The organism is Salinicoccus siamensis (assembly GCF_055391965.1).
Genome location: NZ_AP043765.1, coordinates 579,320 through 602,347, shown reverse-complemented (window position 1 = coordinate 602,347; position 23,028 = coordinate 579,320). Strand labels below are relative to the sequence as shown.

23 protein-coding genes and 2 pseudogenes are annotated in these 23,028 nt (G+C 45.2%); 11 read left to right on the top strand and 14 right to left on the bottom strand.

Annotated elements, in window-relative coordinates; translation table 11 throughout:
* The first annotated feature begins 29 nt into the window (after positions 1-29).
* A complete protein-coding gene (gene cls / locus ACZ5LF_RS03040) occupies positions 30-1,511 on the top strand; it encodes a cardiolipin synthase (RefSeq protein WP_380569758.1) in 1,482 nt (493 codons plus the stop codon).
* 99 nt (positions 1,512-1,610) lie between these two features.
* On the opposite strand, the gene ACZ5LF_RS03035 is transcribed toward cls, so the two are convergent.
* Complete coding sequence (locus tag ACZ5LF_RS03035) at positions 1,611-1,814, bottom strand: hypothetical protein (RefSeq protein ID WP_464759663.1); 204 nt, start codon at positions 1,812-1,814, stop codon at positions 1,611-1,613.
* Between the two features lie 339 nt (positions 1,815-2,153).
* Between ACZ5LF_RS03035 and ACZ5LF_RS03030 the strand changes: the two genes are divergently transcribed.
* The gene (locus ACZ5LF_RS03030; protein WP_380709609.1) at positions 2,154-3,332 is read left to right on the top strand and encodes an IS256 family transposase; all 1,179 of its coding nucleotides are present in this window, start codon (positions 2,154-2,156) and stop codon (positions 3,330-3,332) included.
* A gap of 189 nt (positions 3,333-3,521) precedes the next feature.
* Here ACZ5LF_RS03030 and ACZ5LF_RS03025 read toward each other — a convergent pair whose 3' ends face one another.
* Positions 3,522-4,061, bottom strand: a complete 540-nt coding sequence (locus tag ACZ5LF_RS03025; RefSeq protein WP_380570446.1) for a hypothetical protein — start codon at positions 4,059-4,061, stop codon at positions 3,522-3,524.
* Positions 4,062-4,184: 123 nt separating this feature from the next.
* Between ACZ5LF_RS03025 and ACZ5LF_RS03020 the strand changes: the two genes are divergently transcribed.
* Together ACZ5LF_RS03020 and ACZ5LF_RS03015 are read left to right on the top strand one after the other, a co-directional pair.
* The gene (locus ACZ5LF_RS03020; RefSeq protein WP_380709982.1) at positions 4,185-5,375 is read left to right on the top strand and encodes an ISL3 family transposase; all 1,191 of its coding nucleotides are present in this window, start codon (positions 4,185-4,187) and stop codon (positions 5,373-5,375) included.
* A 67-nt stretch (positions 5,376-5,442) separates the two neighbouring features.
* Positions 5,443-6,330: a 5-methylcytosine restriction system specificity protein McrC gene (locus tag ACZ5LF_RS03015; RefSeq protein WP_380709980.1), complete on the top strand. Its 888-nt coding sequence runs from the start codon at positions 5,443-5,445 to the stop codon at positions 6,328-6,330.
* Positions 6,331-6,562: 232 nt separating this feature from the next.
* Here ACZ5LF_RS03015 and ACZ5LF_RS03010 read toward each other — a convergent pair whose 3' ends face one another.
* On the bottom strand, positions 6,563-7,543 hold the full coding sequence (locus ACZ5LF_RS03010; RefSeq protein ID WP_380569741.1) for a hypothetical protein: 981 nt from the start codon (positions 7,541-7,543) through the stop codon (positions 6,563-6,565).
* A 437-nt stretch (positions 7,544-7,980) separates the two neighbouring features.
* On the opposite strand from ACZ5LF_RS03010, the gene ACZ5LF_RS03005 reads away from it, so the two are divergent.
* A complete protein-coding gene (locus ACZ5LF_RS03005; RefSeq protein ID WP_380569746.1) occupies positions 7,981-8,832 on the top strand; it encodes a YitT family protein in 852 nt (283 codons plus the stop codon).
* A 107-nt stretch (positions 8,833-8,939) separates the two neighbouring features.
* A pseudogene (locus ACZ5LF_RS03000) lies at positions 8,940-9,134 on the top strand (FAD-dependent oxidoreductase); the annotation flags it as partial.
* Here ACZ5LF_RS03000 and ACZ5LF_RS02995 read toward each other — a convergent pair.
* The 3 genes from ACZ5LF_RS02995 to ACZ5LF_RS02985 all read right to left on the bottom strand — a co-directional run bounded on the left by ACZ5LF_RS02995 (position 9,075) and on the right by ACZ5LF_RS02985 (position 11,809).
* Complete coding sequence (locus ACZ5LF_RS02995; protein WP_380569745.1) at positions 9,075-9,734, bottom strand: MFS transporter; 660 nt, start codon at positions 9,732-9,734, stop codon at positions 9,075-9,077. The pseudogene ACZ5LF_RS03000 and the gene ACZ5LF_RS02995 overlap by 60 nt on opposite strands.
* A gap of 305 nt (positions 9,735-10,039) precedes the next feature.
* Positions 10,040-10,264 carry a hypothetical protein gene (locus tag ACZ5LF_RS02990; protein WP_380569740.1) on the bottom strand — a complete coding sequence of 75 codons (225 nt, stop codon included), beginning with the start codon at positions 10,262-10,264 and terminating at the stop codon, positions 10,040-10,042.
* A gap of 1,245 nt (positions 10,265-11,509) precedes the next feature.
* Positions 11,510-11,809: a TIGR04104 family putative zinc finger protein gene (locus ACZ5LF_RS02985; RefSeq protein WP_380569739.1), complete on the bottom strand. Its 300-nt coding sequence runs from the start codon at positions 11,807-11,809 to the stop codon at positions 11,510-11,512.
* A gap of 298 nt (positions 11,810-12,107) precedes the next feature.
* Here ACZ5LF_RS02985 and ACZ5LF_RS02980 point away from each other — a divergent pair, with 298 nt between their 5' ends.
* A complete protein-coding gene (locus tag ACZ5LF_RS02980) occupies positions 12,108-12,656 on the top strand; it encodes a DUF554 domain-containing protein (RefSeq protein WP_464759659.1) in 549 nt (182 codons plus the stop codon).
* 59 nt (positions 12,657-12,715) lie between these two features.
* Here ACZ5LF_RS02980 and nhaC read toward each other — a convergent pair whose 3' ends face one another.
* The 4 genes from nhaC to ACZ5LF_RS02960 form a co-directional block, all read right to left on the bottom strand.
* The gene (gene nhaC, locus ACZ5LF_RS02975) at positions 12,716-14,140 is read right to left on the bottom strand and encodes a Na+/H+ antiporter NhaC (protein WP_344701779.1); all 1,425 of its coding nucleotides are present in this window, start codon (positions 14,138-14,140) and stop codon (positions 12,716-12,718) included.
* Between the two features lie 30 nt (positions 14,141-14,170).
* Complete coding sequence (locus ACZ5LF_RS02970) at positions 14,171-15,256, bottom strand: NAD/NADP octopine/nopaline dehydrogenase family protein (protein WP_380569738.1); 1,086 nt, start codon at positions 15,254-15,256, stop codon at positions 14,171-14,173.
* A 432-nt stretch (positions 15,257-15,688) separates the two neighbouring features.
* Entirely contained in the window at positions 15,689-16,660 is a 972-nt protein-coding gene (locus ACZ5LF_RS02965; RefSeq protein WP_380569737.1) for a YsnF/AvaK domain-containing protein, read from the bottom strand.
* Between the two features lie 149 nt (positions 16,661-16,809).
* Positions 16,810-17,034, bottom strand: coding sequence for a hypothetical protein (locus ACZ5LF_RS02960; protein WP_344701784.1), 225 nt, complete (start codon positions 17,032-17,034; stop codon positions 16,810-16,812).
* Positions 17,035-17,176: 142 nt separating this feature from the next.
* On the opposite strand from ACZ5LF_RS02960, the gene ACZ5LF_RS02955 reads away from it, so the two are divergent.
* Positions 17,177-18,067, top strand: a complete 891-nt coding sequence (locus tag ACZ5LF_RS02955) for a patatin-like phospholipase family protein (RefSeq protein WP_344701786.1) — start codon at positions 17,177-17,179, stop codon at positions 18,065-18,067.
* 54 nt (positions 18,068-18,121) lie between these two features.
* Here the strand turns inward: ACZ5LF_RS02955 and ACZ5LF_RS02950 are convergent.
* Positions 18,122-18,336: pseudogene (locus ACZ5LF_RS02950) on the bottom strand (hexameric tyrosine-coordinated heme protein).
* 229 nt (positions 18,337-18,565) lie between these two features.
* Here ACZ5LF_RS02950 and ACZ5LF_RS02945 point away from each other — a divergent pair.
* Positions 18,566-18,829: a hypothetical protein gene (locus ACZ5LF_RS02945; RefSeq protein ID WP_344701790.1), complete on the top strand. Its 264-nt coding sequence runs from the start codon at positions 18,566-18,568 to the stop codon at positions 18,827-18,829.
* Between the two features lie 69 nt (positions 18,830-18,898).
* Here the strand turns inward: ACZ5LF_RS02945 and ACZ5LF_RS02940 are convergent, their stop codons facing one another.
* Entirely contained in the window at positions 18,899-19,672 is a 774-nt protein-coding gene (locus ACZ5LF_RS02940) for a CHAD domain-containing protein (RefSeq protein ID WP_344701792.1), read from the bottom strand.
* Between the two features lie 174 nt (positions 19,673-19,846).
* Between ACZ5LF_RS02940 and ACZ5LF_RS02935 the strand changes: the two genes are divergently transcribed.
* Both ACZ5LF_RS02935 and ACZ5LF_RS02930 read left to right on the top strand, forming a co-directional pair.
* The gene (locus tag ACZ5LF_RS02935) at positions 19,847-20,977 is read left to right on the top strand and encodes an NADH-dependent flavin oxidoreductase (RefSeq protein WP_344701841.1); all 1,131 of its coding nucleotides are present in this window, start codon (positions 19,847-19,849) and stop codon (positions 20,975-20,977) included.
* A 74-nt stretch (positions 20,978-21,051) separates the two neighbouring features.
* A complete protein-coding gene (locus ACZ5LF_RS02930) occupies positions 21,052-21,339 on the top strand; it encodes a 4a-hydroxytetrahydrobiopterin dehydratase (RefSeq protein WP_380569736.1) in 288 nt (95 codons plus the stop codon).
* A gap of 172 nt (positions 21,340-21,511) precedes the next feature.
* Here ACZ5LF_RS02930 and phoU read toward each other — a convergent pair whose 3' ends face one another.
* The gene (phoU, locus tag ACZ5LF_RS02925) at positions 21,512-22,168 is read right to left on the bottom strand and encodes a phosphate signaling complex protein PhoU (protein WP_344701796.1); all 657 of its coding nucleotides are present in this window, start codon (positions 22,166-22,168) and stop codon (positions 21,512-21,514) included.
* Positions 22,165-23,013, bottom strand: a complete 849-nt coding sequence (gene pstB / locus ACZ5LF_RS02920) for a phosphate ABC transporter ATP-binding protein PstB (RefSeq protein WP_380569735.1) — start codon at positions 23,011-23,013, stop codon at positions 22,165-22,167. Before pstB ends, phoU begins: the two co-directional genes overlap by 4 nt.
* Between the last annotated feature and the right edge of the window lie 15 nt (positions 23,014-23,028).

The following is a 23,028-nucleotide window of genomic DNA, read 5'->3' as shown; positions in this document are numbered from 1 at the left end:
TGACATCAAAATGATTACGAGGTGGATAAATGGACTGGTTTTTCTTCGATTATATATTTGATACTTATATTCTCAGCATCATCACTACAGTCATCATCATTTTAAACATTCTGCTGGCGATCAGCCTTGTCTTTCTTGAACGGCGCAATGCACAAAGCCTTTGGGCATGGTTGCTGATTCTATTCTTCCTGCCCATCATAGGGTTCATCCTGTACATGCTGTTTGGCCGCACCATATACAGGAAAAGCATATTCGCCATTCCAGAAGATGAGAAATTGGGCATGTCCCATCTTGTTGAAAATCAACTGGAATCCCTGGAGGATGGATCATTTAAGTTTCCGAACGAAACCACAAAAAAATATCACCAGATGATCCACATGCTGCTCTATAACGACCAGTCTTTCCTGACGACGAACAACAGCATCCAGACATTTACAAACGGACGGGATAAATTCGATTCCCTGCTTGAAGATATCCGCAACGCAACGGATCACATCCATTTCCAGTACTACATTCTAAAATTGGACGGGATCGGTCAGACGCTCTATGATGCGCTGCTCGAAAAGCAGAAGGAAGGCGTTACGGTTAAAATCCTGTATGATGACATGGGGTCCCGGCGTCTCAGCCTAAAAAGCTTCAGCACGCTCAAAAAAGAAGGCGGGGACGCCAAGTCATTCTTCTCCAGCATATTTCCATTGATCAACCCACGTGTGAACAATCGTAACCACCGGAAGATTGTCGTGATTGATGGGAACATCGGATACGTTGGTGGATTTAATGTGGGCGATGAATATTTGGGACGGGACAAGAAGTTCGGCTTCTGGCGGGACACCCACCTCAAGATACAGGGTAATGCGGTGAGATCGCTACAACTTCGCTTCCTGCTGGATTGGAATTCCCAGCCTGGCGGCGATCGCATAGAAAATGAAGATCGCTATTTTCCTGAAGTACCCTCCCACGGCGAGAAACCAATCCAGATCGTCACCAGTGGACCCGATGAAGAATGGGAGCAGATTAAATATGGGTATATGCAAATGATACACAGCGCTAAAGACTCCATATATATCCAAACACCCTATTTCATCCCAGATCAAGCCTTCTTTGAAGCATTGAAAATTGCCATTTTAAGTGGGGTCAAGGTCCACCTTATGATTCCGAGCTTCCCAGACCATCCCTTCGTCTATTGGGCGACATATTCCAATGCCGGCACACTGGTCAAAATGGGCGCGATCGTGCACACTTATGAAAAAGGCTTCAATCACCAGAAAATCGTTATGGTGGACGATGAAGTCCTCAGCATCGGCACCACAAATGTCGATGTCAGAAGCTTCTCCTTGAATTTTGAAGTCAATGCCTTCATATATGATAAAGAACAGGCTAAGCATTACCGTGAGATATACGAAGCTGATATTCAGGATGCCACTTTGCTTACTGAAGAAAAATATAAAGCCCGCAGCAACTGGATTAAAATAAAAGAAGGATTCGCGCAGCTAGTATCCCCACTTCTTTAGAATTACGCTTTCTAAAAAATTAATGATATTAAGAAGCACCCGTGAAGTTGAATGCCAGAACTCAACTTTAGGGGTGCTTTCGTATACTTAGAAATCCAATCATTTATCGTTGCCTTTATTTTGCTCAGGTTTAAAGTCAATGACCTCTTTAGCGATCATTCCAAGCATACTGACCATTACGCCAACCCCTACGACCAAATACATCATGGTGAATATCTTTCCCGCGTTGGTGACAGGCGTCAGGCCCGTTTCGACACTGCTCGGAATGAGGCTGACGACACCAAAATAGATGGTATCCAGCACACCCCATCCTTCTACACTCGTATAAAATAACGTCCCCGATAAGAGAATCACAAACAACGTGAATAACAGCGACTTGAATGCAGGACGGGATAATGCTTTACCAATGGCTTTCAATAAGCGTAGTGCGGTTAAAAAGAATGAAATCATATTTTTGTACTATCTCCACTTTTTAGGATTATGTTTCTCGTTGAATTATACTCTAAATTAGCCTTTTATGTTAATTGTTGAAACGAAGGAGAGCGTAAAATAGTTTGTGTAAATGAATAAATAGAAAAAGGGAGCCCTTTTCTTGTAGAATCAAGTTACCACACCAAATCCCAAGAAAAGAGGTCTCCCCTTATGGATCATTTTACATCAGATATCATTCAAGCTCTAGTGAAAAAGGAAGACGTATCCGAAATCTTCCGCAATCACCTGGAAACAGCGGTGAATACATTGCTTAAAACCGAGCTGACCGCATTTCTGGACTATGAAAAATATGATCGCGTCGGCTTCAATTCCGGAAATTCCAGAAACGGTGCGTACGCCCGTACCCTACATACCGAATATGGGGATCTACAGATTGATATCCCCCGGGATCGGAATGGCGATTTCAAACAACAGACCGTCGCCCCCTATAAGCGGTCCAATGACACGTTGGAGTCCTTTGTCATCCATATGTTTCAAAAAGGGGTGACAATGTCTGAGATTTCGCATCTGATCGAGCGCATGTATGGGCATCACTATACCCCCCAAACGATTTCGAACATGACTAAAGCGGTCGCAGAAGAAGTCGAGGCCTTTCGTCAGCGTTCCCTGTCCAATCGGTATGTCTGTGTGTATCTGGATGCTACGTTCCTGCCCGTCAAAAGAGAGACGGTTTCGAAAGAAGCTGTCTATATCGCTGTCGGCATCCGTGAAGATGGCTCAAAGGAAGTCCTGGCATATACGGTCGCTCCAACGGAATCCGCCTATGTGTGGAAAGAATTGATCGAAGACATCCAAGCGCGGGGTGTCGAAGAAGTGCTGCTTTTCATATCGGATGGACTAACAGGCATCAAAGACAGTATTCACTCGGTCTTTCCAAAAGCCAGATACCAGACGTGTTTTATTCATGTTGCGCGCAACATTTCCCACAGGGTCCGTGTATCGGACCGCAAGGAAATCTGTGAGGACCTGAAGTCCTTGTATCGCGCCACGGACAAAGCAGACGCTGAACAGGCTTTGGATGCGTTTATAGAGAAGTGGAAAAAGTCCTACGCCAAAGTCACGCAATCATTGAAAGCCAATCCGGATCTGTTCACCTTTTATGATTTCCCTGAAGCAATCAGGAGGAGCATTTACTCCACAAACCTGATTGAGTCATTCAATAAGCGAATCAAACGGTACAGTAAGCGCAAGGAGCAGTTTCCGAACGAAGCATCGCTTGATCGTTTTCTCGTCACTCAATTCGAAACTTACAACCAGCAGTTTGCGACACGGTGTCACATCGGTTTTGACCAAGCACGGGCCGAACTAACTGAAATGTTTAGCGAGTAACACACACTATAAGAAAAGGTATGCATTCATTTACACATAATTATTGACGGTCCCAAACGAAGATAATAGTGTATCACTCTGAATCTTGATATTCTAGTTTATTTCATTATCTTATATTTTATAATTCGGCCCTACTTATATAATTAGATATCTTAAAAGATTTAATTATTTTGTCTTCTTATAGCTTGCTTAATTAGTTTTTTCGGCTAACAATATATTGTCCATTTTTTCCAATAAATCAAGTGCTTCTTCAGTTGTTATATAAGCCTTATGATAACAAGCAATGTGCCATTTACTTTTTTGAGGGGTATCCTTTTTAATATACCAATCCTCTATTTTAGGTCTTAAAAATACTATATATCCTGGATATCCAAATTCTAATGATGTTTCTTTAGCAATTAAAGTATGTAGTATAGCATGTTCAACAATATCGCAGAATACTAAATACTCTTTTTTATGATATTTGTATGGGATATTTTGCCTTTTTATAAATGCCCCATCTGTCATATTTAAAAACTTGTTTTCGAAAATGTGATGACACTCTAACCCTTCAAGAGATCTCGCGAATTTCCCTTTCGCAATACTTTTTATTTCTCCATTTAAAAATCGCTCGTACGATTTTTCTCTATAGTAATCATCTTCTGCTGCCCCATATTTATTAAGCAGAAATTCTACTGCTTCATTATAGGGTTTAGACAGCAGAGATAAATACTCGTCTTTTTTATCCATTTTTAATTCTCACCTCTTTTTATTGGCTCTCCCTAATCATGTGTGCTTGACATTGAAAAAAGCAGAATCTTCCTCTAATGTTTAAAGTACCAACCCAAAACATTGATAGAGAGGAAGTTCTGCTTGTATAAACAGTTTACTACAGATATCCTGCACCTACCAACCTTTATATTGAATAATGAAGGAGAACGTGTGAAAGATGGCTGGGTTCTCGGCGTCGAGCTGAAGCCACAGAACCATCTCTGTCCGTTATGCTTCCAGGAAAGTATCAATCATGCCAGAAACAAGAATCGCTTCCTGCGTCACGCCTGGGTTTCTACCCGGGAAACCATCTATATTCGTGTCCCGGTCCACCGCCAGCGTTGTGAAGACTGTGGCATCACCTGGACGGTCGAATGGCCGGAGGTTCCCGTGCGTGGGAACGTGACGACGCATTTCAAACAGATGATTGCGAGAAAATGCATCGGTCAGTCCTTCGAGGCGGTAGCCAGAGAGATGGCCGTGCCACCATCGACCGTGGCTTCCTGGTTTTACACCTATGCCGAAGAAACATTGGCACGGCCGGCTGATTACGAAGCACCGCCAGCGCTCTGCATGGATGAATTCGCCCATAAACGGGGCCACACCTACAGTGTCGCTCTTCAGGATGCACACACGGGCCACGTGTGGCAGACGCACCCGGGAAAGAGCCGGGAGCGTATCCAGGAAGGGCTGCGCCGGTATCCGTTCCAGGCACCTGAAGTCATCGTTACGGACCTGGCTCCCGGCATGGCGCAGACCGTCCACGAGATATGGCCGGAGACAGCCATCGTTGTCGACAAGTTCCACGTCATCCAGTTGTTCACGCAGGCTCTGGATCGTGCGAGGAAGCTGGAAGGAAACAACGGGACCAGCCACAAGAACATCAGGCATCAGCGCAGGCTTTTGATGGCCCGTCCCAAACACCTGAAGTTAGAAGAAAAAGAGACGTTACGCACTTGGCTCGGAGAAAATCCTGAGTTGAAAAAGCAGTGGGTTGCGCTTCAGAAGTTCCGGGACATATATTGTGCCAAAAGCTACAAGAAAGCGCAAAAAGCCCTTGAAGACTGGTGCAGCCACTACCTTTTTGAAGGAGCGAACGCCACAAAGTCTATAGTCAAAACCGTCTTGAAGTGGAAACAGGAGATTCTGAACCACTTCACCTACGGACTGACAAACGCACGACTGGAAGGTACCAATAACCTGATCAAAACGCTGAAACGACGCAGTTACGGATGCCCGAATATGTATCATTTCGATCTCCGGATCCGTATGGAGTGTCGTCCCCCAGCTTAGAAATAAAAAGAGATCCTACGTTAGAGGAAGAAATCAACACACTTCACTGGGGAGAACCGAATATAAAGTGCATCATCATAATGACACTAACATCAAAGGTACCATTGATTTCAAAAGACACTTAAAAAAGAACACCCCTTTTTTAGGGAAAGTGGCCTATAATACACGGGAATTCAGTCATGAAAACCATATGATCCATTTGATCAGATATACGATAGAATTCATTAAAAGAAGACGTGACTTGAGAAAAGTCCTCTACATGAATGACACTACAAAAGAAAATATACGCGTCATTGAAGAAAATTCACTGCAATTTGATTTCGAGCATATGTCGAAGATTATCCATCAGAACATCAGGAAACCAATACGGCACGGATATTTCTTTGAATATCAAGCTTTACAGAGATTGTGCATTGCGATACTGAGAATACAATCCTCTCATTTCAGGAAGCACTCAAATAATGAAGTCTATGGCATCCTATTTGACGGGGCTTGGTTGTTTGAGGAGTATGTAAATACAATAATCGGAGATCAATTTCTGCACCCGCAAAATACGAAAGGCCTTGGACGCCATTATCTCTTCAATGCCGGCAATGGACTGATTTACCCCGATTTTATAAGTAGGGATGAGATGCAACCGAGAGTCGCAAATGCTAAGTACAAGCCTAATAGAAACATTCATGGCCGAGACTACTTACAGCTAGTCGCTTACATGCATCGCTTTGAAGCAACTGAAGGGTATTTCATCTATCCTTTCCAGGAAACATTAAATAATAATCAAGATAAAACATTGTTCTTATTAAGCGGCGTAGAGAAAGTTTCAATAAGAGAACCTAGAATAAATATAATTAAATCAGGCATTCGAATCCCAAGCCAAGCGCTTGATTTTAAGAATTTCGAAGAGAGTATGAAGGAAGAAGAAATGAAATTAAGAAATAGGATGACAGCAATGTGATTATCAGAGTGGTGTCAAACAAGGAGTTTGCATCGTTACTGGTCGATTCTGGAGTCGTCATCACTAATGAGATATTCGAGGATAATAATTGATGAGTGCTTTATCATGCTTCATATTTTAAGAGTTTCCTTCCATTTTATATTGAGAGCCCCCATAAGGTTGAACTCAAAAATTCAACTTTATGGGGGCTTTTAGCTTAATTTTAGGAAAAATTAATTGCTATGAAAATCAATTATCTGATATAGAAATTACTATACAATTCATCGCCGAATGGGTTGATTTGCTTTGATACTATATAGGAGGAGAAGTTAAGGTATTCATCATTCAGTAAAAATGGCAAGGTTGTGAATACATCGAATTCATATTGTTCACCATTTATGAATGCCTCGTATATATCATCGTACTCTTCCTTGAAATATTCTCTCGAAATGATCATAGAAGGCCGATATCCCCTACCTTCAACTCTGACTTTATTTTTAAATCTTACAGCGATCACCAACTCATTGCGTGTCTCCGCCAAATAGGCTCTACCAGTATAAATCGTCAGTGTCTCCTTGAGATGCTGGTCGGCGTGGAGGACATTGTCCTCGATGCCTGTAAACATTTCACGGATTGGGATGGCATCACCAACACTTTGGTTGATGATGCGAAAGTCCGGGTCATCAACATAAAGTTCTGCATGTTGCTGTAATGTACTTAGTCGGTGCATGACCCCTTTCTTCTTTTTAGATTTTTCTCCCTCCCCATCTGCCTGCAAACTATTCCCACTCTTTACCCGACTCGTGCCACTGACATTGTTTTTGGTGCTGTAAGTGGTCGGTGGTGCGAATCCATTTAACCGTGACAGACTGGAAATCGTCCGCCCACTTGAAAAATGGCTGGCATAGCTTTCGCTTTCCCTGGATTTTGCTTCTTCTTTGCCCCTATTGTCGGGATGGTGCTTACAGTCTATTGTATGTAGATTGATCACCCTTGATTGATCCACAAACGTTGGCTGATTGACATGTATCTCTTTGATTGAACGGCAAGTGAGCGGGGCGGTGCATCCAGCGGTTGGACATACGAAATTTTTATTGCTTTTTATCTTATCGGGGTAAAGGGTTTTTGCCGTGATTGCGGTTACTTTAACATCACCATCATCGCGTGTCGTCTTTAGGTATTCCAAGGCATCATCATCCGTAGGGATGGCCAGTTGAATAATTCTACTGTTCATATCGATCACCTCATGTACAAATAAGTATTACCTTCTCATCTTTATTTTACCATTCATGAAATTTTTATAGAAATCAGTCTTTTACTTATACACTATCACATTATATCCTTTAATTTTCTCTTATATCCCTTCTCCATTATGCAACATTTTTATCGTTCCACCTCACCTCTGCATATAATTTCATCGCACTTCCATTCTCCTTGCACAGCATTAAAAATCCCCGTTTTTTCGGGAAAACGCTTACCTTAATAATCCCCCAAACCCCTTGCCAGCCGTGGGTTCAAGTAGATAGATTTCTGTTTATTAGGACTAATAGCAAAAGAGTTGTAATATGCCATCATTATCTAGTATTATGAATCGGTGCTATTCAAGTGGCATACAAAAGGAGGGTTAATATGATAGGTCTTAAAAAATTGGGGAAAATGAATTTCGAGAAGATGCGGTTATTCATGTCACCGGTCTTCACGGTGCAGACGTTGTTGAACATCGCTGCTGTGATCATCGGTTCGTTCCTTTTTTCTGTAGGCGTCAATGCCTTCATGATTTCGGGCAACCTTGGGGAAGGTGGCGTCACGGGCCTGGCCATCATACTCCTGTATGCATTTGACATTTCGCCGGCCATTTCGACTTTGGTACTGAATGGCATCCTGCTTCTGGTGGGCTTCAGATACCTTTCAAGACGGGCGATGTACTACACGATATTCGCCGTCATCCTGATGTCGTTCTTCCTCGGGCTGACTGAGCCGATCACACTTCAGACGGATGAAGTGATGCTGAACGTCATCTTCGGCGGCCTGTTCATCGGGATGGGGAACGGCCTCGTCATACGGATCGGCGCGACGACGGCGGGGTCTGCGATACTGGGCCGGATCGCCCACAAATATCTGGATGTAAAGATCGCAAATGCCGTCCTCGCATTTGACCTCGTGGTCATCCTGCTCAGCTTGACGGTCCTGTCGGTCGAAAAAGTACTGTTGACCATCGTGGCCATGTATATCGCGGTGAAGGTGATGGACTTCATCATAGAAGGGATGAATCCTAAAAAGGCCATCACCATCATCTCCAAGCATCCCGAAATGCTCGGCAGGCTGATCAACAGTGAAATCGGCCGCGGCGTGACGATGATGAGCGGCAAAGGATTCTATGCCCGCGAGGAGAACGACATCCTCTACGTCGTCATCAACAAAAACAAACTGACCCGCCTCAAACGGCTCATCAAGAAATATGATGAAAATGCGTTTGTCGTGGTGAATGATGTCAACAGTGTCCTTGGCAGTTCGTTCGTATAAAATAGACGCAGCACCTCTGGGGGTTAGCCCCGGGGTGCTGTTTTTATATAACTTTTTAGGTCGATTGCAAGACAGAATGGGTATAGTGGTTTAACACCCCTCATCCAATGGAGGTGAGATATATGACAACACCAGTATTGATCGTCGGTGCGGGGCCGACGGGGCTTGCGCTCGCCGTCGGTCTCGAGAAGCATAACGTCCCTTTCCGCATCATCGAACAAGATAAAGCCCCGGGCTCGACTTCAAGAGCGATCGCCGTCCATGCACGGACGCTCGAATTCTACCGGCAGTTCGGTCTGGCTGAACGATTGACAGAAGCGGGCATTGTGGAAGATGCCATCCATATCCATAAAGATAAAAAGGAAGTGGGGCAAATCCCGCTTGGAAACATGGGTCGGGGCATTACGCCCTACCCCTATCTGTTGAGCCTGGCCCTGTGCGTATTCGAGATCCTGCGCCTGGACGCCTTTTATCGCCCATACTGCCGTCATCGATACGACTGCCGTAAATATAATGTAGAGTGATACGGGCACACTCGAGCCGTTGAACTGGTTCATCAGGAACTGGACAATCAATGGTGCAGAGCCCCCTGCCAGTGCCGCGCCGATCTGATACCCGATTGTCACACCGGTATAGCGCACCTCCCGGCTGAATGCTTCAGAGAACATCGTGCCAAGCACCGCGGTGATCGGTGGCCAGATTACGGTGAGACCGATCAGAGTTGCGATGATGACAAGTATCGGTTCGGGCGTGTTGACGATCAGGAAATACGGGAACGCATAGACCAACATGGTAAATGAACCGATCAAAAACATCTTGCGGCGCCCCACCTTATCGGATAGCTTTCCCATCACCGGTATCATGAGCGTCGTCAGGAATACCGCGATGACGATTGATATCATCATAAATTCAAACGATACATCAAGTTGACTGGTCCCATATCCGACGATGAATGTAGTGAATATATAGAAAGGCCCCGTTTCAACGAACTTTGCACATGAAGTGATCAGTACTTCTTTCGGATGACGCTTGAATGTTTCGATCAAAGGTAGCTTCTGTACGGATTGTGTCTTCTTCGCTTCCTGGAAAGCAGGCGTCTCGTCCAGATCCTTACGGATCCACAGGCCGAACCCGACCAGCAGCAGACTCAACACGAACGGCACACGCCACCCCCATGTCTCAAACGCTTCCGGCGACAACAGTCCCGTCAATATGAAAAAGCTCGTGTATGCCAAGGCCTTGGATGAGCCGGAGCACCATCAGCAGAATCGGTGCCATAAGGCCGATCTGTCCATATGTAGGCAAACATCGTCGAAACGACTGGATCATCGGTTACGAAGAACTGGTTGTTGAAGACGATTGTGGCCACTGCCGCATACAGGAAGAAATCAAACCATTCGATCGATGACCCGACCAGACTCGCGACCAGCACCTTCCTCCTTAATTTTTATCCATTTCCATACCCCTCTCCCCTTAAATTTCACATCAGATATTAACTTATCATAATATTCTTTAAATTACCACATTCATTGAATGCTCCGGAAATTTTACTATGAAAGGAAATGGTCTAGTATTACTTTTAACCATTTTTCGATAGTTCCATACCGTGTGCATTCTTTACTATGTCAAGAAACTGTTTGGTAAAACCACCTGAATAAATAAAAAAAGCCGGTGGACAGAGACCTTACGGCTTCCGTTACCGACAACACTTGAATTATTAGGTTTTTTTCGATTCCGTCCCACGAAAATTGTTTAATTGAATATTATCTGTTGAGAATAATTTTACCGAGAGTATAAATGCTTGTACTGAAGATTCCGGCACCTAGAAGGAATAAAAATACCAATCCACCAAAGAAGAATAACGTTTGCATAGTCAAAATCCCCCTTTTATTATTAATTATCTCTTACCATGCTTTAGAGTTTTGAAACAAATACTTGTGGCAAGTGTTTTTTATGTATAAAATATTAATAGAAGATACAATTTGGAATCCATAAGAACGTGTAGAATATTTAAATCTCAATCCTTTAAATCATCACTAGATGGAAATTTCTTATTCAAAAATTTCGTGAAATAAAACTGAATGATAACAACAATAAATAGAGTAATGATGAATTTCACAAAATCATCCATTATTTCAGGAACAAAGAATAATACACACGTATATATAATAGGTAACGCCAAATTTAACCAAGCTTTCTTATTTTCATTCGTCATAAAGTATATCCTTTCGCTTTCTTATGTTATAGAGTTGTTGATATATACCTTCGCAAAATTGGAACAAAGGCATTTTTCTATTTTGCTCAAACCATCCACGAGAAATAATTTCTCATCAACATTAAAAAAGGAGTATTCTATGCTTTTCATATTGAGACTCATCTTTGCAGGTATCACTGCTACATTTTCTTTGTGGGTACTAATCACCGATAACAATCAATTGATGCCGTGGGCCTTTATAGCGATGGCCATGCTATTCCTGACAATCGCAATTGATGACTACATAAAAGGATACAAGAAAATAAGCATCTTATTTCTTGCTGCCTTTGTATATATTATATTTACTTCTATTTATATCTTTTAGTAAGAGCGTAAAATATCTTGTGTAAATGAATAGATGGAAAAAGAACCCTTTATTTTAAAATCAAGCTGTCAATTCCAATCCCAAAAATATAAAACACCTCAAAATGGATGTTCCTCTTCATTCGATAGTTCAACAAAAAAAGGATATATTATAGCTGCTAGAGGCATTACGACTAAAATGGCGAATAAGACAATATAAGAAGATCCAAAGAAAAGATTACCTAACAAAATTAAAAAAATCACTATAGGCATAATTAGGGTGCTTCTTTTTCTCATCTGTGCTGTAAGGTACTGTTTCTCCCCACAATATGGACAAATCATTCCACCGATTAATATAAACGACCGCTTAAAGGTCTGCTTCCAACTCCATTTACTACCACAATTTTGGCAAGTCGGCATCGTTGTCTCCTCCCTTCCGCTCATTTCTAACCGCTTCCTTTATTCACTTCAGCTAAAATCCTTTTGACATTCAATTCCTAGAATAATATAATTATACGAATTAACAAAATGGCGCTCAAGCCGCTTTACATCAATGAAATGAGGAAATTACATGCTGTCTCTGCTCGGCTCCGCCGTAAACGTACTGGCCATCATCACCGGAAGCTTCATCGGACTGTTCTGGCGCAACATCAACGAGAATATGAAAACCACCATCATCTAGGGGCTATCCATTACAGTCATCGTCCTGGGCATTGATATGGCCATGGAGAGCAAACGCCTCATCATTGTCGTAATCAGTATAGCGTTCGGCGCCATGCTTGGGGAGAAATGGCAGATTGAAGAAAAGATGAACCACTTCGGCGTCTGGCTGGAAACGAAGACCGGCGCGAAAGAAGGTGGTGTGGCGGCGGCGTTCGTCACAGCGACGCTCGTCTATGTCGTCGGTGCGGTCGGCATCGTCGGGGCATTGGACAGTGGCCTGCGTGGCGATCATACGCTGCTGTTCACAAAGTCGTTGATAGATGGAATCTTCTCCATCTTCCTCACCTCGACACTCGGCATCGGCATCATATTTTCTGCCCTACCGGTGTTTTTGTTCCAAGGATCCATCACCCTGTTTGCAGCCCAGATCGACCGCTTCATCCCGCCTGAAATGATGGCGCAGTTCATCGCCCAGATAACCGGGGTCGGCGGCATCATGATCATCGCCATCGGCATCAGGCTGCTCGGTATCGTCAACAACCGGGTGGCCAATATGCTGCCGGCCATCCCGATCATCATGTTGCTCGTCTTCATCCTATACTAATGTTAATACTAAAAGGCGCCATCTAAAATATTAGATGGCGCCTTTTGATTGTGTCATTCCTAACGCGATCCAGCAGTGGCCTGATCGTCCGCTTTCGCAATGCCGATGCCGGTCTTGGCATTGATCATTGCGAATACGACACATAAGTAGCAGGGAATTGCCCAGATCCAATAATCTGCGACACTCACGCCGAGAATCTCCCAGTAGTAGATGCCGGAGACGCCCCACGGTACGAATGGCAGCAGCATGGTGCCTGAATCCTCTAGTGTCCGCGACAAGTTTTTGGCATGCAACCCCTGCTTGGCATACGCATCCTGCAGGAGCACACCCACCATGATAATGGAGATCGAAGCGACACCGGCTGTGAATACAATGATTGCACTGCCGAGTATCGTCACACCCACCAGCTGCCATGTGGAGTGGATGAGGCGTGAAAAACTCTCGAGGATCTTATCCAGGCAGCCTGCCGCCTCAACGATGCCGGCGAAAGCATACCCACAAAAGATCGTCACTACAATCGTCGTCATGGAAAATATTCCGCCGCGCGCAATCAGCGTCGTCGCGTTTTCGGACAAAGCTGCCGCATCGAAGCCTGATGCTTTTATCATATCAGTACTGAAGCCGTTCGCCATCGCAGTAAACCCATCGACGAGTGCGAAGCCGTTGGAGAACATCCCGATGAAGACCGCTACCAGCGACGACAAAAGCATCATCGGCACAACAGGTTTTTGGGTGAAAGCCCCCCATAAAATGATGATGAACGGAATGAGCATGAACAGGTTCCAATTGTAGACCATATCCAACTCACCCAGTAATCCTTGCACATTGTCGGCAGACGGTGAACCATACTCCGTATTGACCCCTACGAAGAACCACACGGTGAGCCCGACGATTGATGCCGGTACCGTCGTCCAGAGCATATGCTTGATGTGATCAAAGAGGTTAACTTCGACGACAAGGGGCGCAAGATTGGTCGTATCCGACAGCGGGGATAGTTTATCGCCAAATACACCACCGGAGATGACCGCACCTGCGGCCATGGCCAAGGAGACATCCAATTCAGCCGCAATCCCCATCAGAGCGACACCTGCAGTCGCTGTGGATCCCCAGGCCGTACCGGTGGCGACGGATACTACCGCCACAATGACGAAGGCCGTGACAAGAAAATAGGTCGGATTGATCATCTGCAGACCGTAGTAGATCATCATCGGCACTGTGCCGGCGTAGATCCAAGTGCCAATGATGATGCCGACAGAAAACAAAATGAATATTGCCGGCATCGCCGTTTTGAGCCGGAGGATGATGCCCTCTTCCATCTCCCTCCACGACAATCCGACACGCAGCGCGATGAGTGCTGCATAGGCTGCTGCAACCAGCAGCAACGGCTGGATCGGGATGCCGAAGTAGCCGAATCCGACTCCGACGACCAAACCTAAAATTATAAAACATGATATGGATTCGAAAAATGTTGGTGCACGCTTCATATATCCTGCTCCTTTATCTGTTGCGTTATTTTATACACTCCTGATCAGCTCTTCTGCTGATTGTCCTGAAAAGCCAAGGCTGTCCAAGGTAAGTCCACTTTCGTAAAAATCTTCATCAAGCAAGGTCGAGCCTAAAGTGATGATGGCATCAATGTTCGGGGTTGCAACACCAGCTGCTTTCGCCATCCCTGACCATAATACGAGGCCACTTGAAATATCTTCGGTAAAATATCTGGAGTTTATGGAAACCGGCCCTTTTATATTGGAGTACACCTCGCTCGTATTGAACAGTTCTTTGAGTGTCCGGCCATCATCCTCGAAGTAACCCCGGTTCGCCCTACTCTCTGTCGCATCTTCCAAGTGATATCCAAATGCCTTGCCGATCGCCATCCGTTCATCCTCGACCGCCTTCAGCAGTTTGACTGTATGCTCGGTGATCCCTTCCTTATACAGCCAGAATTCGCCTTCCGAATAATCAATCCTGCCCGCATTCAATAGAGCAGGACCAGGATGCACTTCAGGATTGCCATTCTCCAATGCTGCATGCCAGCTGCTTTCAGCCGGCACAAGGCAGTCATACAATTGTGAACAGACATCCAGCAGTTCATCTGTCTTCGAGCTCGGGTATGCAGCAAGGAATACTTTTTTGACGTACAGGGAGACTTCGACCCGTGCCGCTTCCGGGAACGCCTGCGTGCCATATGTAAGCGAATTGGTCTCGGCAATGTTGAATGACTTGTCGATGCCAAGCTGTCGGGCCCTATTCACAAATCTGCCAGCCCCCATCGCGCCTGCACCATTGATCAGTATCACCTGTTTTTCCGTAACCACTGGCGCAAGCTGCTCCGCTATGTTCTCAACCGCAAAACCAGGCACGGTCAGCATGATGACATCCGCTCCCGCAACTGCTCTTTCAATGTCTGCAGTGACGTTGGAAAACGGCATAAGACGCTCTCCCTTATCGTCCTTCAGGGTGATGCCTCCATTCTTTTCGATTGCTGACAAATCATCTGTGAACCCCGTCGCGCCGAACAATGAAACCTCGAACCCCCTATCAGTAAGATCTGCAGCTGCAGTAATTCCGCCGTTCCCGGCACCAATGATTGAAACCTTCATGATATCTCCATCCCTTTCTTCAAAATATCCATAACCATATTGCCTATTGATGAAATATAAGACATTTTAGGCCATCCTATATCCTACATCAGAGGGTTACCGAACAATGCAATCAAAATAAATGCAATAATCATTCCCAAAATGAAGGTTAAAATGAGCTTCAGCATTTTCATAAACAGTCCCCCTTGTAATGTAATTAATATAAAATTCAGTCCTTATATGTTTTAAGCTTAAATGTCCTTGCGAAAACAATCAACGGTTATCTGTATGTTGAAGCGGCACATGTATATGACAATTTGATTCTCAAGTCGCTAGAGAGTAGACTCCGCATTGGCGAGTATGCCCTAATAAGTTCCAGAATATAAGTATAGTCACTACGTTATACAAAAAATACGGCCCAAGAGCAATGCCCCAGGGCCGTGATTTCTCTTATTATATTCTGTCGTTTCTTCCTTTGTTGTCATCGTAGTCAAAATCGGACTGTCTTCCATCTGCTCTATCTCTGTCCAAGTCTTTATCCAAGCCGCGATCCCTATCCAGTCCGCGGTCTTCTGTGTCTTCCTGGATGTCGACATCTTCATGGCGCACATCTTCAGAAACATGTTCAGTATCTTTGACTTTATCTTTTTTGATGACGACTTCTTCGGATACTACGCTCTCTTTATCGACATTGACGCGTTCTTCATTGACTGGCACGCGGACGGATTCATCACTGTCTGTGAAATCACCGTCGGCTGGACGCCCGTCATCCACTTTGCGTCTTTCAACTGTCACTTCTTCACGCTCGACAGGCACTTCGAATTCCTGACGTTCAGTCTCGACATGTTTATCTACGTTGACTTCACCTGTCTGCACATTATCTTTTTCGACATTGAGACGTTCTTCACGCAGTTCCATGGTGGCTTCATCGTCATGATTCCGGTCTTTGCGGTCTGCATCGAATCCGGCACCAGGCTTGTCACCCAGGTTATCATCTTCGCGATCGACGCCAGGTGTAAGGCCCGCTCCCGCAGCACCTACAGTGCCGCTACCGTAAGCTGCATCATTTCTATTCATGTCACTTCGAGCTGTATCGTTTCTGCTGCCTTCATCTGATACATGGAGTAGAATTTTATCTGCATCCAATGCATCCCGGTATTCACGTTCTTCTGCCGAGGACAGGTTCATGCTGTTGAGTGTCTGATCTTCAGGATCATCCCCAGTGAAGAATGACATCACTTTGTCCCAAGTACTCCCGGTAGAATGTTTGATATTGACGCCGGAATAGGCACTGAATGCACCTCCAGCTTGCAGGTCGCGGTTGGAGACGAGTGTAATATCCTCTTCTGCGACGCCTTCTGCTTTAAGTTCATCAAGTCTCTGTTTTACATCTTGTTCTGTAGGGAGCGCTTCAATCTTACGCATTTTCCATTCCTCCTCGTTACAATTTGCGAGTACCGCGATATGGATATTTTCATATCCGTTCGGCTCATTCAAAGTATACCCGTGACTCCATTCTTAAAACGTCTATCTTTATTTCTGATGGAGATATGACGTCGGAGTGGACGTCTCAGCTATTTATTTTTTCTATCCGACTTATAATCCTTGTTGAAAAAATCATATTTCAGAATATTTTCGAACAGTGTACTTATCAAAATCGGTGGTAGGATTATAATGGATACTACAAAAACCACTGAAAAAGCGCCAGGCGAGGAGGCAAGTATTATTCGAATCACTGAATAGGAGGCAATCACCCAAGTCAGTCCAAGGACTATCGCTGTTATGTTCCATTCACGCATACCAGACCCTCCATGATTATAGTCATTCAAGTGTATCATATTACATTCCTTACCCTTATGGCCTCTTACATGAGAGGCTGCTATCTGATAGAATGGCTTATTATATGCTTGAAACATTTAATAAATAGGTGGGATCGCTTTTATGACGGATACAGGATTGGTGCTTGAAGGTGGCGGTATGCGTGGATTGTATACAGCCGGGGTATTGGAATATTTCATGAGCCGGGGGCTCTACTTTCCTTATGTCATCGGGGTTTCTGCAGGGGCTTGTATGGGCGCCTCATATCTGGCGCGCCAGGAGGACCGCAATCGCAAAGTGAACCTGGACTATATGGATGACAAACGCTATATGTCATTATCGAACTCCATTAAAAAACGCGAACTGTTCGGCATGGACTTCATATTCGATGAAATACCCAATACGCTTGTTCCCTTTGATGTGGAGACATTGATGCAGGAACCGGAAGAGTTTGTCATCGTCGCAACCGATTGCGAGACCGGTGAACCTGCCTACTTCAAAAAAGAGGACTACGACACTTCATCCATCGCCACACTTCTGAGGGCTTCCAGTTCTCTGCCCTTCGTTGCCTCGCGTGTAGAATTTGAAGGCCGCGAACTGCTGGATGGCGGCATCTCCGATTCGATTCCGATCAAAAAGTCGGAAAATGATGGTTTCCCTAAAAATGTCGTCATCCTGACCAAACCGAGGGGATACTATAAAAAGCCGGGCCGGATATCGAAACTCATCAAATATAAAAATCATCCGGCAATCAGCGACAGGCTTGCTACCCGCTACCGTTTCTATAACGAATCGCTCCATTATGTATATAGACAGGAGAAGCATGGTGCAGCCTTCGTCCTCAGCCCTTCCGTGGATTTGAAGGTGGGCCGGGCCGAACGGAAGAAAGAGCGGCTTGAAGCTCTTTATCAACTCGGCTGGGAAGATGCCAAAACCCATTACGATGCACTCCGCTCTTTTCTCAGGCCCACTTCTTCCACCCAGACTCAGAGTGCTCAAGGTAAAACGACATAGTACGACCTCTTAAAAGGCGCATACGATGTATGCGCCTTTTAGACTCTTTTATGCTCATTTCCAATAATCATTGGCAGCAGCAATCGTCTGGTAATGGATCGCAATCACCTGGGATGCCATTGTGAGACTGTCTGCATCTTCTGCGTAGACCGGGCGCAGTTTCTTGCGTACTTCCGCGTCAGCCCTACGCCCTTACGTGCCAACCTCACTGCCGGATCGAATCCCTGCTGCGGTGTCTCTGTCTTTAAACTTGTCAGCCATTCTTCCATAAACGAATCCCCCCCGATATATTTTATGCCTCACCTACATTATATCGAAACCGAGACCTGATTGTAACTTTTCACTATCCCATTTCATGCATAACCGCTGTTGTAGTTGTCGACACATCAGAAAAGATTCGCTATATTTCCATTTTACAGACAATTATGAGATAATAGAATTAACAAATATTGGATGAGAAGTACAGTCATTTTCTCAAATGGAAAGGAAGGATATTTCATGGGGAAAGTTACAAAGTTGATTGGTGCAGCGGGGATTCTGGCAGGAGCTGCCTATCTATCGAAGGAAGAAAACCAGAAAACGGTCAAACGAGGTGTAGACAAGGTCATCAGGAAAGCCAGCACCTGGACGGATGACCCTTATACCATCCAGTTGGGCAAGCCAGACGAAGAGCATGATGCCAACATGGTCGACGAAGGCGCGATGACAAGCGTGCTGTACTATAATGAACTGCGTGAAGAAGCGTCTAAGAAGCAGCAATAAAATAAAGGGGGGAATCCGAACATCGGATTCCCCCCTTTATTTTGACTGCACAATTCGCTCTCTCTAAAGTCATTTAGACTGATTCTCTATCCTGCCCATATAAGCAAACAGCTTCTTCAATTCCTCATTTTTCATTTTGGCACCCAATTCATCGAGCAGTTCGGCGTTGACATGGGCATCCGTGTAATTGCCCAACGCATTCTGGATCTTCTTCATCCTTTTAATGGTCTTCTTATGCTTCTTTCCTGTCAATGGCCTTAAATAACGGGCAGAGTATCTCAACTTCTTCGCTCGCTTCCTGACGTCATGCACTGCATTGTAATCGGTCATATCCAATTCTTCATATTCTTTGATGAGGACAGTTTTTTTCGTTTTGAGCCTGTCAGTGATGTAATCCTCAATACTTGTATCCATTTCGATGGACAACATATCGATTGCCTGCTCGACGGATTCGAGCATTCCATTGAATGCTTCAATATTCGTTTTATTGAATGTCCGCTTCATTTCCCTATTGCGTTCTTCCCGCAGATATTTGAACATATCGTAATAATGCTCACTTAAATCCGGCTGCCTCAATGCGATTGTACTGCACACTTCCGTAAGTACATCCAGTTCCCTAAGCCGGCCGTAAGTCTTTGCGAATGATTTCAATTCCCGATTGATACGATTGTATTCCTTTTCGCCGAATGCATGTTTAAGGAAATGGATGACGCTCCTCAATTTTCTGGTATCTACACGCAATTCATGCACCAATGCCGGATTATACGGATTATTCTCGTAGTCTCTATATGCTTGTTTGATCTTTTTGAGCCGTTTATACAATATCTCCTGAAGTGCTTCCATCCTGTTCCTCCCCTTCCTCTCATGCTTGTCACCATACTATACCCTTTATCCACATAATTACTGCATATCGAGAAGTCCACCTGACAACTGAACAGATGAATTGATAAATATAAATTCGACTTGTATAGTATGTTTTGTTGCAACAAAGAGTAGAATCTGGAGGAAACTTATATGATGACCAAAACATATGAACCATTGTTCGAAACGGTGCAGTTGCCGAACGGCACCGCACTGAGGAATAGATTCGTCCTCGCCCCCCTCACGCATATTTCTTCAAATGCGGATGGTACGGTATCAGAGGCTGAAATCGAATATCTCCGTAAACGCTCCAAAGATGTCGGTCTGGCCCTAACAGCTGCATCGAACGTCACGGGACTCGGCAAAGCGTTCCCAGGCCAGCCGTCAATCGCCCGCGATTCTGATATCGCAGGCATGTCACGTCTTGCAGAAGCAATGAAGGCTGGCGGCGCGAAAGCAATTCTGCAGATCCACCATGGCGGCGCCCAAGCTCTACCCGAGTTGACGCCTGAAGGTGACGCAGCTGCACCAAGCGCAATCACCATGCAAAGCTTCAACGAAAAGGAACCCCACGACGCGCGGGAAATTACACCCGATGAAATCGAATCGACGATAAAAGCATTCGGAGAAGCGACGCGTCGTGCGGTAGAGGCAGGCTTCGACGGCGTTGAAATCCACGGCGCGAACCACTACATCATCCACCAGTTCGTCTCCCCCCACTTCAATAGGCGTACAGATCAATGGGGTGAGGACCGCTACCGCTTCCCGCTGGCAGTGGTTGATGAAGTCATCCAGGCAGCCAAAGAACATGGCAGTGAAGATTTCATCGTCGGCTACAGATTTTCACCAGAAGAACCGGCTGATCCGGGGATCGACATGGAAATCACCAAAACGCTGATCCAGAAACTCATCACCAAACCTCTGGATTATCTCCACGCCTCATTATTCGATGTCCATTCCACAGTGCGTACGGGTAAATATGAAGGCATGAGGCGTATTGACCTACTCCATGAATGGATCGATGGGCGCATGCCATTGATCGGCATCGGTTCCATATTCGAAGCGGATCAGGCAGCGGACGCAATCAAGACCGGGCGTGTCGATCTGCTTGGCCTGGGCCGTGTGCTTCTGCTTGACCATGAATTCGTCCATAAGATTGCACATGGCAAAGAAGATCAGATTACAAATGTGTTCGATCCGGACAGAGCAGACATGCATGACTTGCCGGAACCCCTGTGGCAGCAGCTAAAAAAAGGGTTCTATCCGGTGCCACGTAAAGACCAGTAGGCAGTATAACGATGGTTGTCACCGCCCCTTCCAGGGTAGATACATTGTAGTACTATCTATAAGGAGGCGTCATGATGAGTGATGTTAAAGCCGAAGTCGAGAAACTGCATGACTGGACGCTGGAAGATGAAAAAATCAAACGAACCTTCAAATTCGACCGCTATCTGGATGCCATCTCCTTCGTCGAAAAAATCGGCATCTATGCAGAAAGTGTCCAACACCACCCTAAGATTGTAATCAACCATACCGCAGTTACTGTATCATGGACCACTTTCTCCAAAAAGCAGCTTACTGAAAAAGACATCCAAGGCGGTAAAGCGTGTGAAAACATCTACCGGCTGTATGAAAATGAGATGAAATAAGCCAAAAAGCAATTGCATAGAATTGAACTAACCCCCTCCAGGTCTACAGATGAAATAACACATCTGTAGACCTGGAGGGGGTTCTTTTGTGATAGGCAGATATTCGGTGTACCAAAGAAAAACCATAACCTGAAATTATCGCATAGAAATAGACCCTGGAGGATTCCAGGGCCTATTTCATCTGCTTTCCGCTTTCATGTTTGTCACCTGTCAGTACATAGAAGACATGTTCCGCCATATTTTTTATATGATCTCCGATGCGTTCCAGGTATTTTGCACACAATTGGCTTTGGCCTGTCAGGAAGGCATCGGTCTCCTCAAAGATGTCTGATGTGGTGATCTGGACGAAGAGTGCATCGATGTCTTCATCCCGCATGATGATTTCAGTACAGAGTTCAATATTTTCTGTGTCATAGGCGGTTTTTACATCTGCCAGCATCAACAGTGCGAGGTTTTCCATCGTGGACAGGCGCAACAGCAATCTTTCATTCGTAATGCGTACCCGCTTCCTCACCTCTCCAAGGTTGCTGATGTTGTCGCTGATCCGTTCGAGATCATCCGCCACTTTGATGCTAGAGATGATGAGCCTGAGGTCGGTGGCTACAGGCTGTTGGGTAGTTATCAGATTTATGGCCTGTGTGTTGATCTCCTCTTCCAACCTGTTGATCCTGAAATCATCTGCCACGAGTTTTCTGGCATACTCCGTATTTTGACTTGAAAGGATGTCCGTGCTCCCCCTCAGCCGATTGTAGCACTCGTGGCCGAGTGTGTTTACATTGCCATAGAGCCTTTCCATCTCATCGGAAAACTTTCCACGGTAGACCATCATCCAAACCTTCCGGAAACATAGTCTTCGGTACGCTGATCCTTCGGCTTCTCGAAGATGACGTTCGTCCGGTTATATTCAATGACATGACCCTGGTAGAAGAACGCCGTGCGATCTGATATTCTAGCTGCCTGCTGCATATTGTGTGTCACGATGATGATGCTGTAGTCCTTCTTCAGCTCCTGCATCAAATCTTCGATTTTGGTTGTGGAAATCGGGTCGAGTGCACTTGTCGGTTCATCCATCAGAATGACATCCGGCTCAATCGCCAACGCGCGGGCGATGCAGATTCTCTGCTGTTGGCCGCCGGAAAGCCCATAGGCGTTATCGCTCAGTCTGTCCTTCACTTCATCCCATATGGCAGCACCCTTAAGACTTTTCTCCACCACCTGATCCAGTACCTTTTTGTTGCGGATCCCATGAACACGTGCGCCGTATGCGACATTGTCGTAGATGGATTTCGGGAATGGATTCGGCTTCTGGAATACCATCCCCACTTTTGTGCGCAGTTCCTCCACAGTCAGCGATTTATCGAAGATGCTCTGATCCCTGTAGAGTATATCCCCTTCGGTCCGGACGATGGGCACGAGTTCCACCATGCGGTTCAGAGCTTTAATGAAAGTCGATTTACCGCACCCTGAAGGACCGATGATTGCGGAGATTTCATTCCTGTTGAAGTCAAGGTTGATATTCTGCAGGGCATGATTGTCCCCATACCACAGGTTGAAGTCCTTTGTCTGGAATACCGGTTGGGACTGCTCAACTGGTTTGATACCTGCAGGCCTGCTCTGGGTTATTGGGTCATTTATTATCATATCTTTTTCCTCTTTTACTTTTGTCAAAGTCATATTAAAGCCTCCAGA

Excerpts from the sequence above, each read along its gene's own strand:
- ACZ5LF_RS02985 (WP_380569739.1), bottom strand. The coding sequence starts at position 11,809 with ATGCCGACTTGCCAAAATTGTGGTAGTAAATGGAGTTGGAAGCAGACC.
- ACZ5LF_RS02970 (WP_380569738.1), bottom strand. The coding sequence starts at position 15,256 with ATGAAGGTTTCAATCATTGGTGCCGGGAACGGCGGAATTACTGCAGCT.
- ACZ5LF_RS02930 (WP_380569736.1), top strand. The coding sequence starts at position 21,052 with ATGAGTGATGTTAAAGCCGAAGTCGAGAAACTGCATGACTGGACGCTG.
- ACZ5LF_RS02960 (WP_344701784.1), bottom strand. The coding sequence starts at position 17,034 with ATGCGTGAATGGAACATAACAGCGATAGTCCTTGGACTGACTTGGGTG.
- ACZ5LF_RS02935 (WP_344701841.1), top strand. The coding sequence starts at position 19,847 with ATGACCAAAACATATGAACCATTGTTCGAAACGGTGCAGTTGCCGAAC.
- ACZ5LF_RS03005 (WP_380569746.1), top strand. The coding sequence starts at position 7,981 with ATGCGGTTATTCATGTCACCGGTCTTCACGGTGCAGACGTTGTTGAAC.
- ACZ5LF_RS03025 (WP_380570446.1), bottom strand. The coding sequence starts at position 4,061 with ATGGATAAAAAAGACGAGTATTTATCTCTGCTGTCTAAACCCTATAAT.
- ACZ5LF_RS03010 (WP_380569741.1), bottom strand. The coding sequence starts at position 7,543 with ATGAACAGTAGAATTATTCAACTGGCCATCCCTACGGATGATGATGCC.
- ACZ5LF_RS02965 (WP_380569737.1), bottom strand. The coding sequence starts at position 16,660 with ATGCGTAAGATTGAAGCGCTCCCTACAGAACAAGATGTAAAACAGAGA.
- nhaC (WP_344701779.1), bottom strand. The coding sequence starts at position 14,140 with ATGAAGCGTGCACCAACATTTTTCGAATCCATATCATGTTTTATAATT.
- ACZ5LF_RS02955 (WP_344701786.1), top strand. The coding sequence starts at position 17,177 with ATGACGGATACAGGATTGGTGCTTGAAGGTGGCGGTATGCGTGGATTG.
- ACZ5LF_RS02995 (WP_380569745.1), bottom strand. The coding sequence starts at position 9,734 with ATGATATCAATCGTCATCGCGGTATTCCTGACGACGCTCATGATACCG.
- cls (WP_380569758.1), top strand. The coding sequence starts at position 30 with ATGGACTGGTTTTTCTTCGATTATATATTTGATACTTATATTCTCAGC.
- phoU (WP_344701796.1), bottom strand. The coding sequence starts at position 22,168 with ATGATGGTCTACCGTGGAAAGTTTTCCGATGAGATGGAAAGGCTCTAT.
- ACZ5LF_RS02980 (WP_464759659.1), top strand. The coding sequence starts at position 12,108 with ATGGCCATGGAGAGCAAACGCCTCATCATTGTCGTAATCAGTATAGCG.
- ACZ5LF_RS03030 (WP_380709609.1), top strand. The coding sequence starts at position 2,154 with ATGGATCATTTTACATCAGATATCATTCAAGCTCTAGTGAAAAAGGAA.
- ACZ5LF_RS02940 (WP_344701792.1), bottom strand. The coding sequence starts at position 19,672 with ATGGAAGCACTTCAGGAGATATTGTATAAACGGCTCAAAAAGATCAAA.
- ACZ5LF_RS02945 (WP_344701790.1), top strand. The coding sequence starts at position 18,566 with ATGGGGAAAGTTACAAAGTTGATTGGTGCAGCGGGGATTCTGGCAGGA.
- pstB (WP_380569735.1), bottom strand. The coding sequence starts at position 23,013 with ATGACTTTGACAAAAGTAAAAGAGGAAAAAGATATGATAATAAATGAC.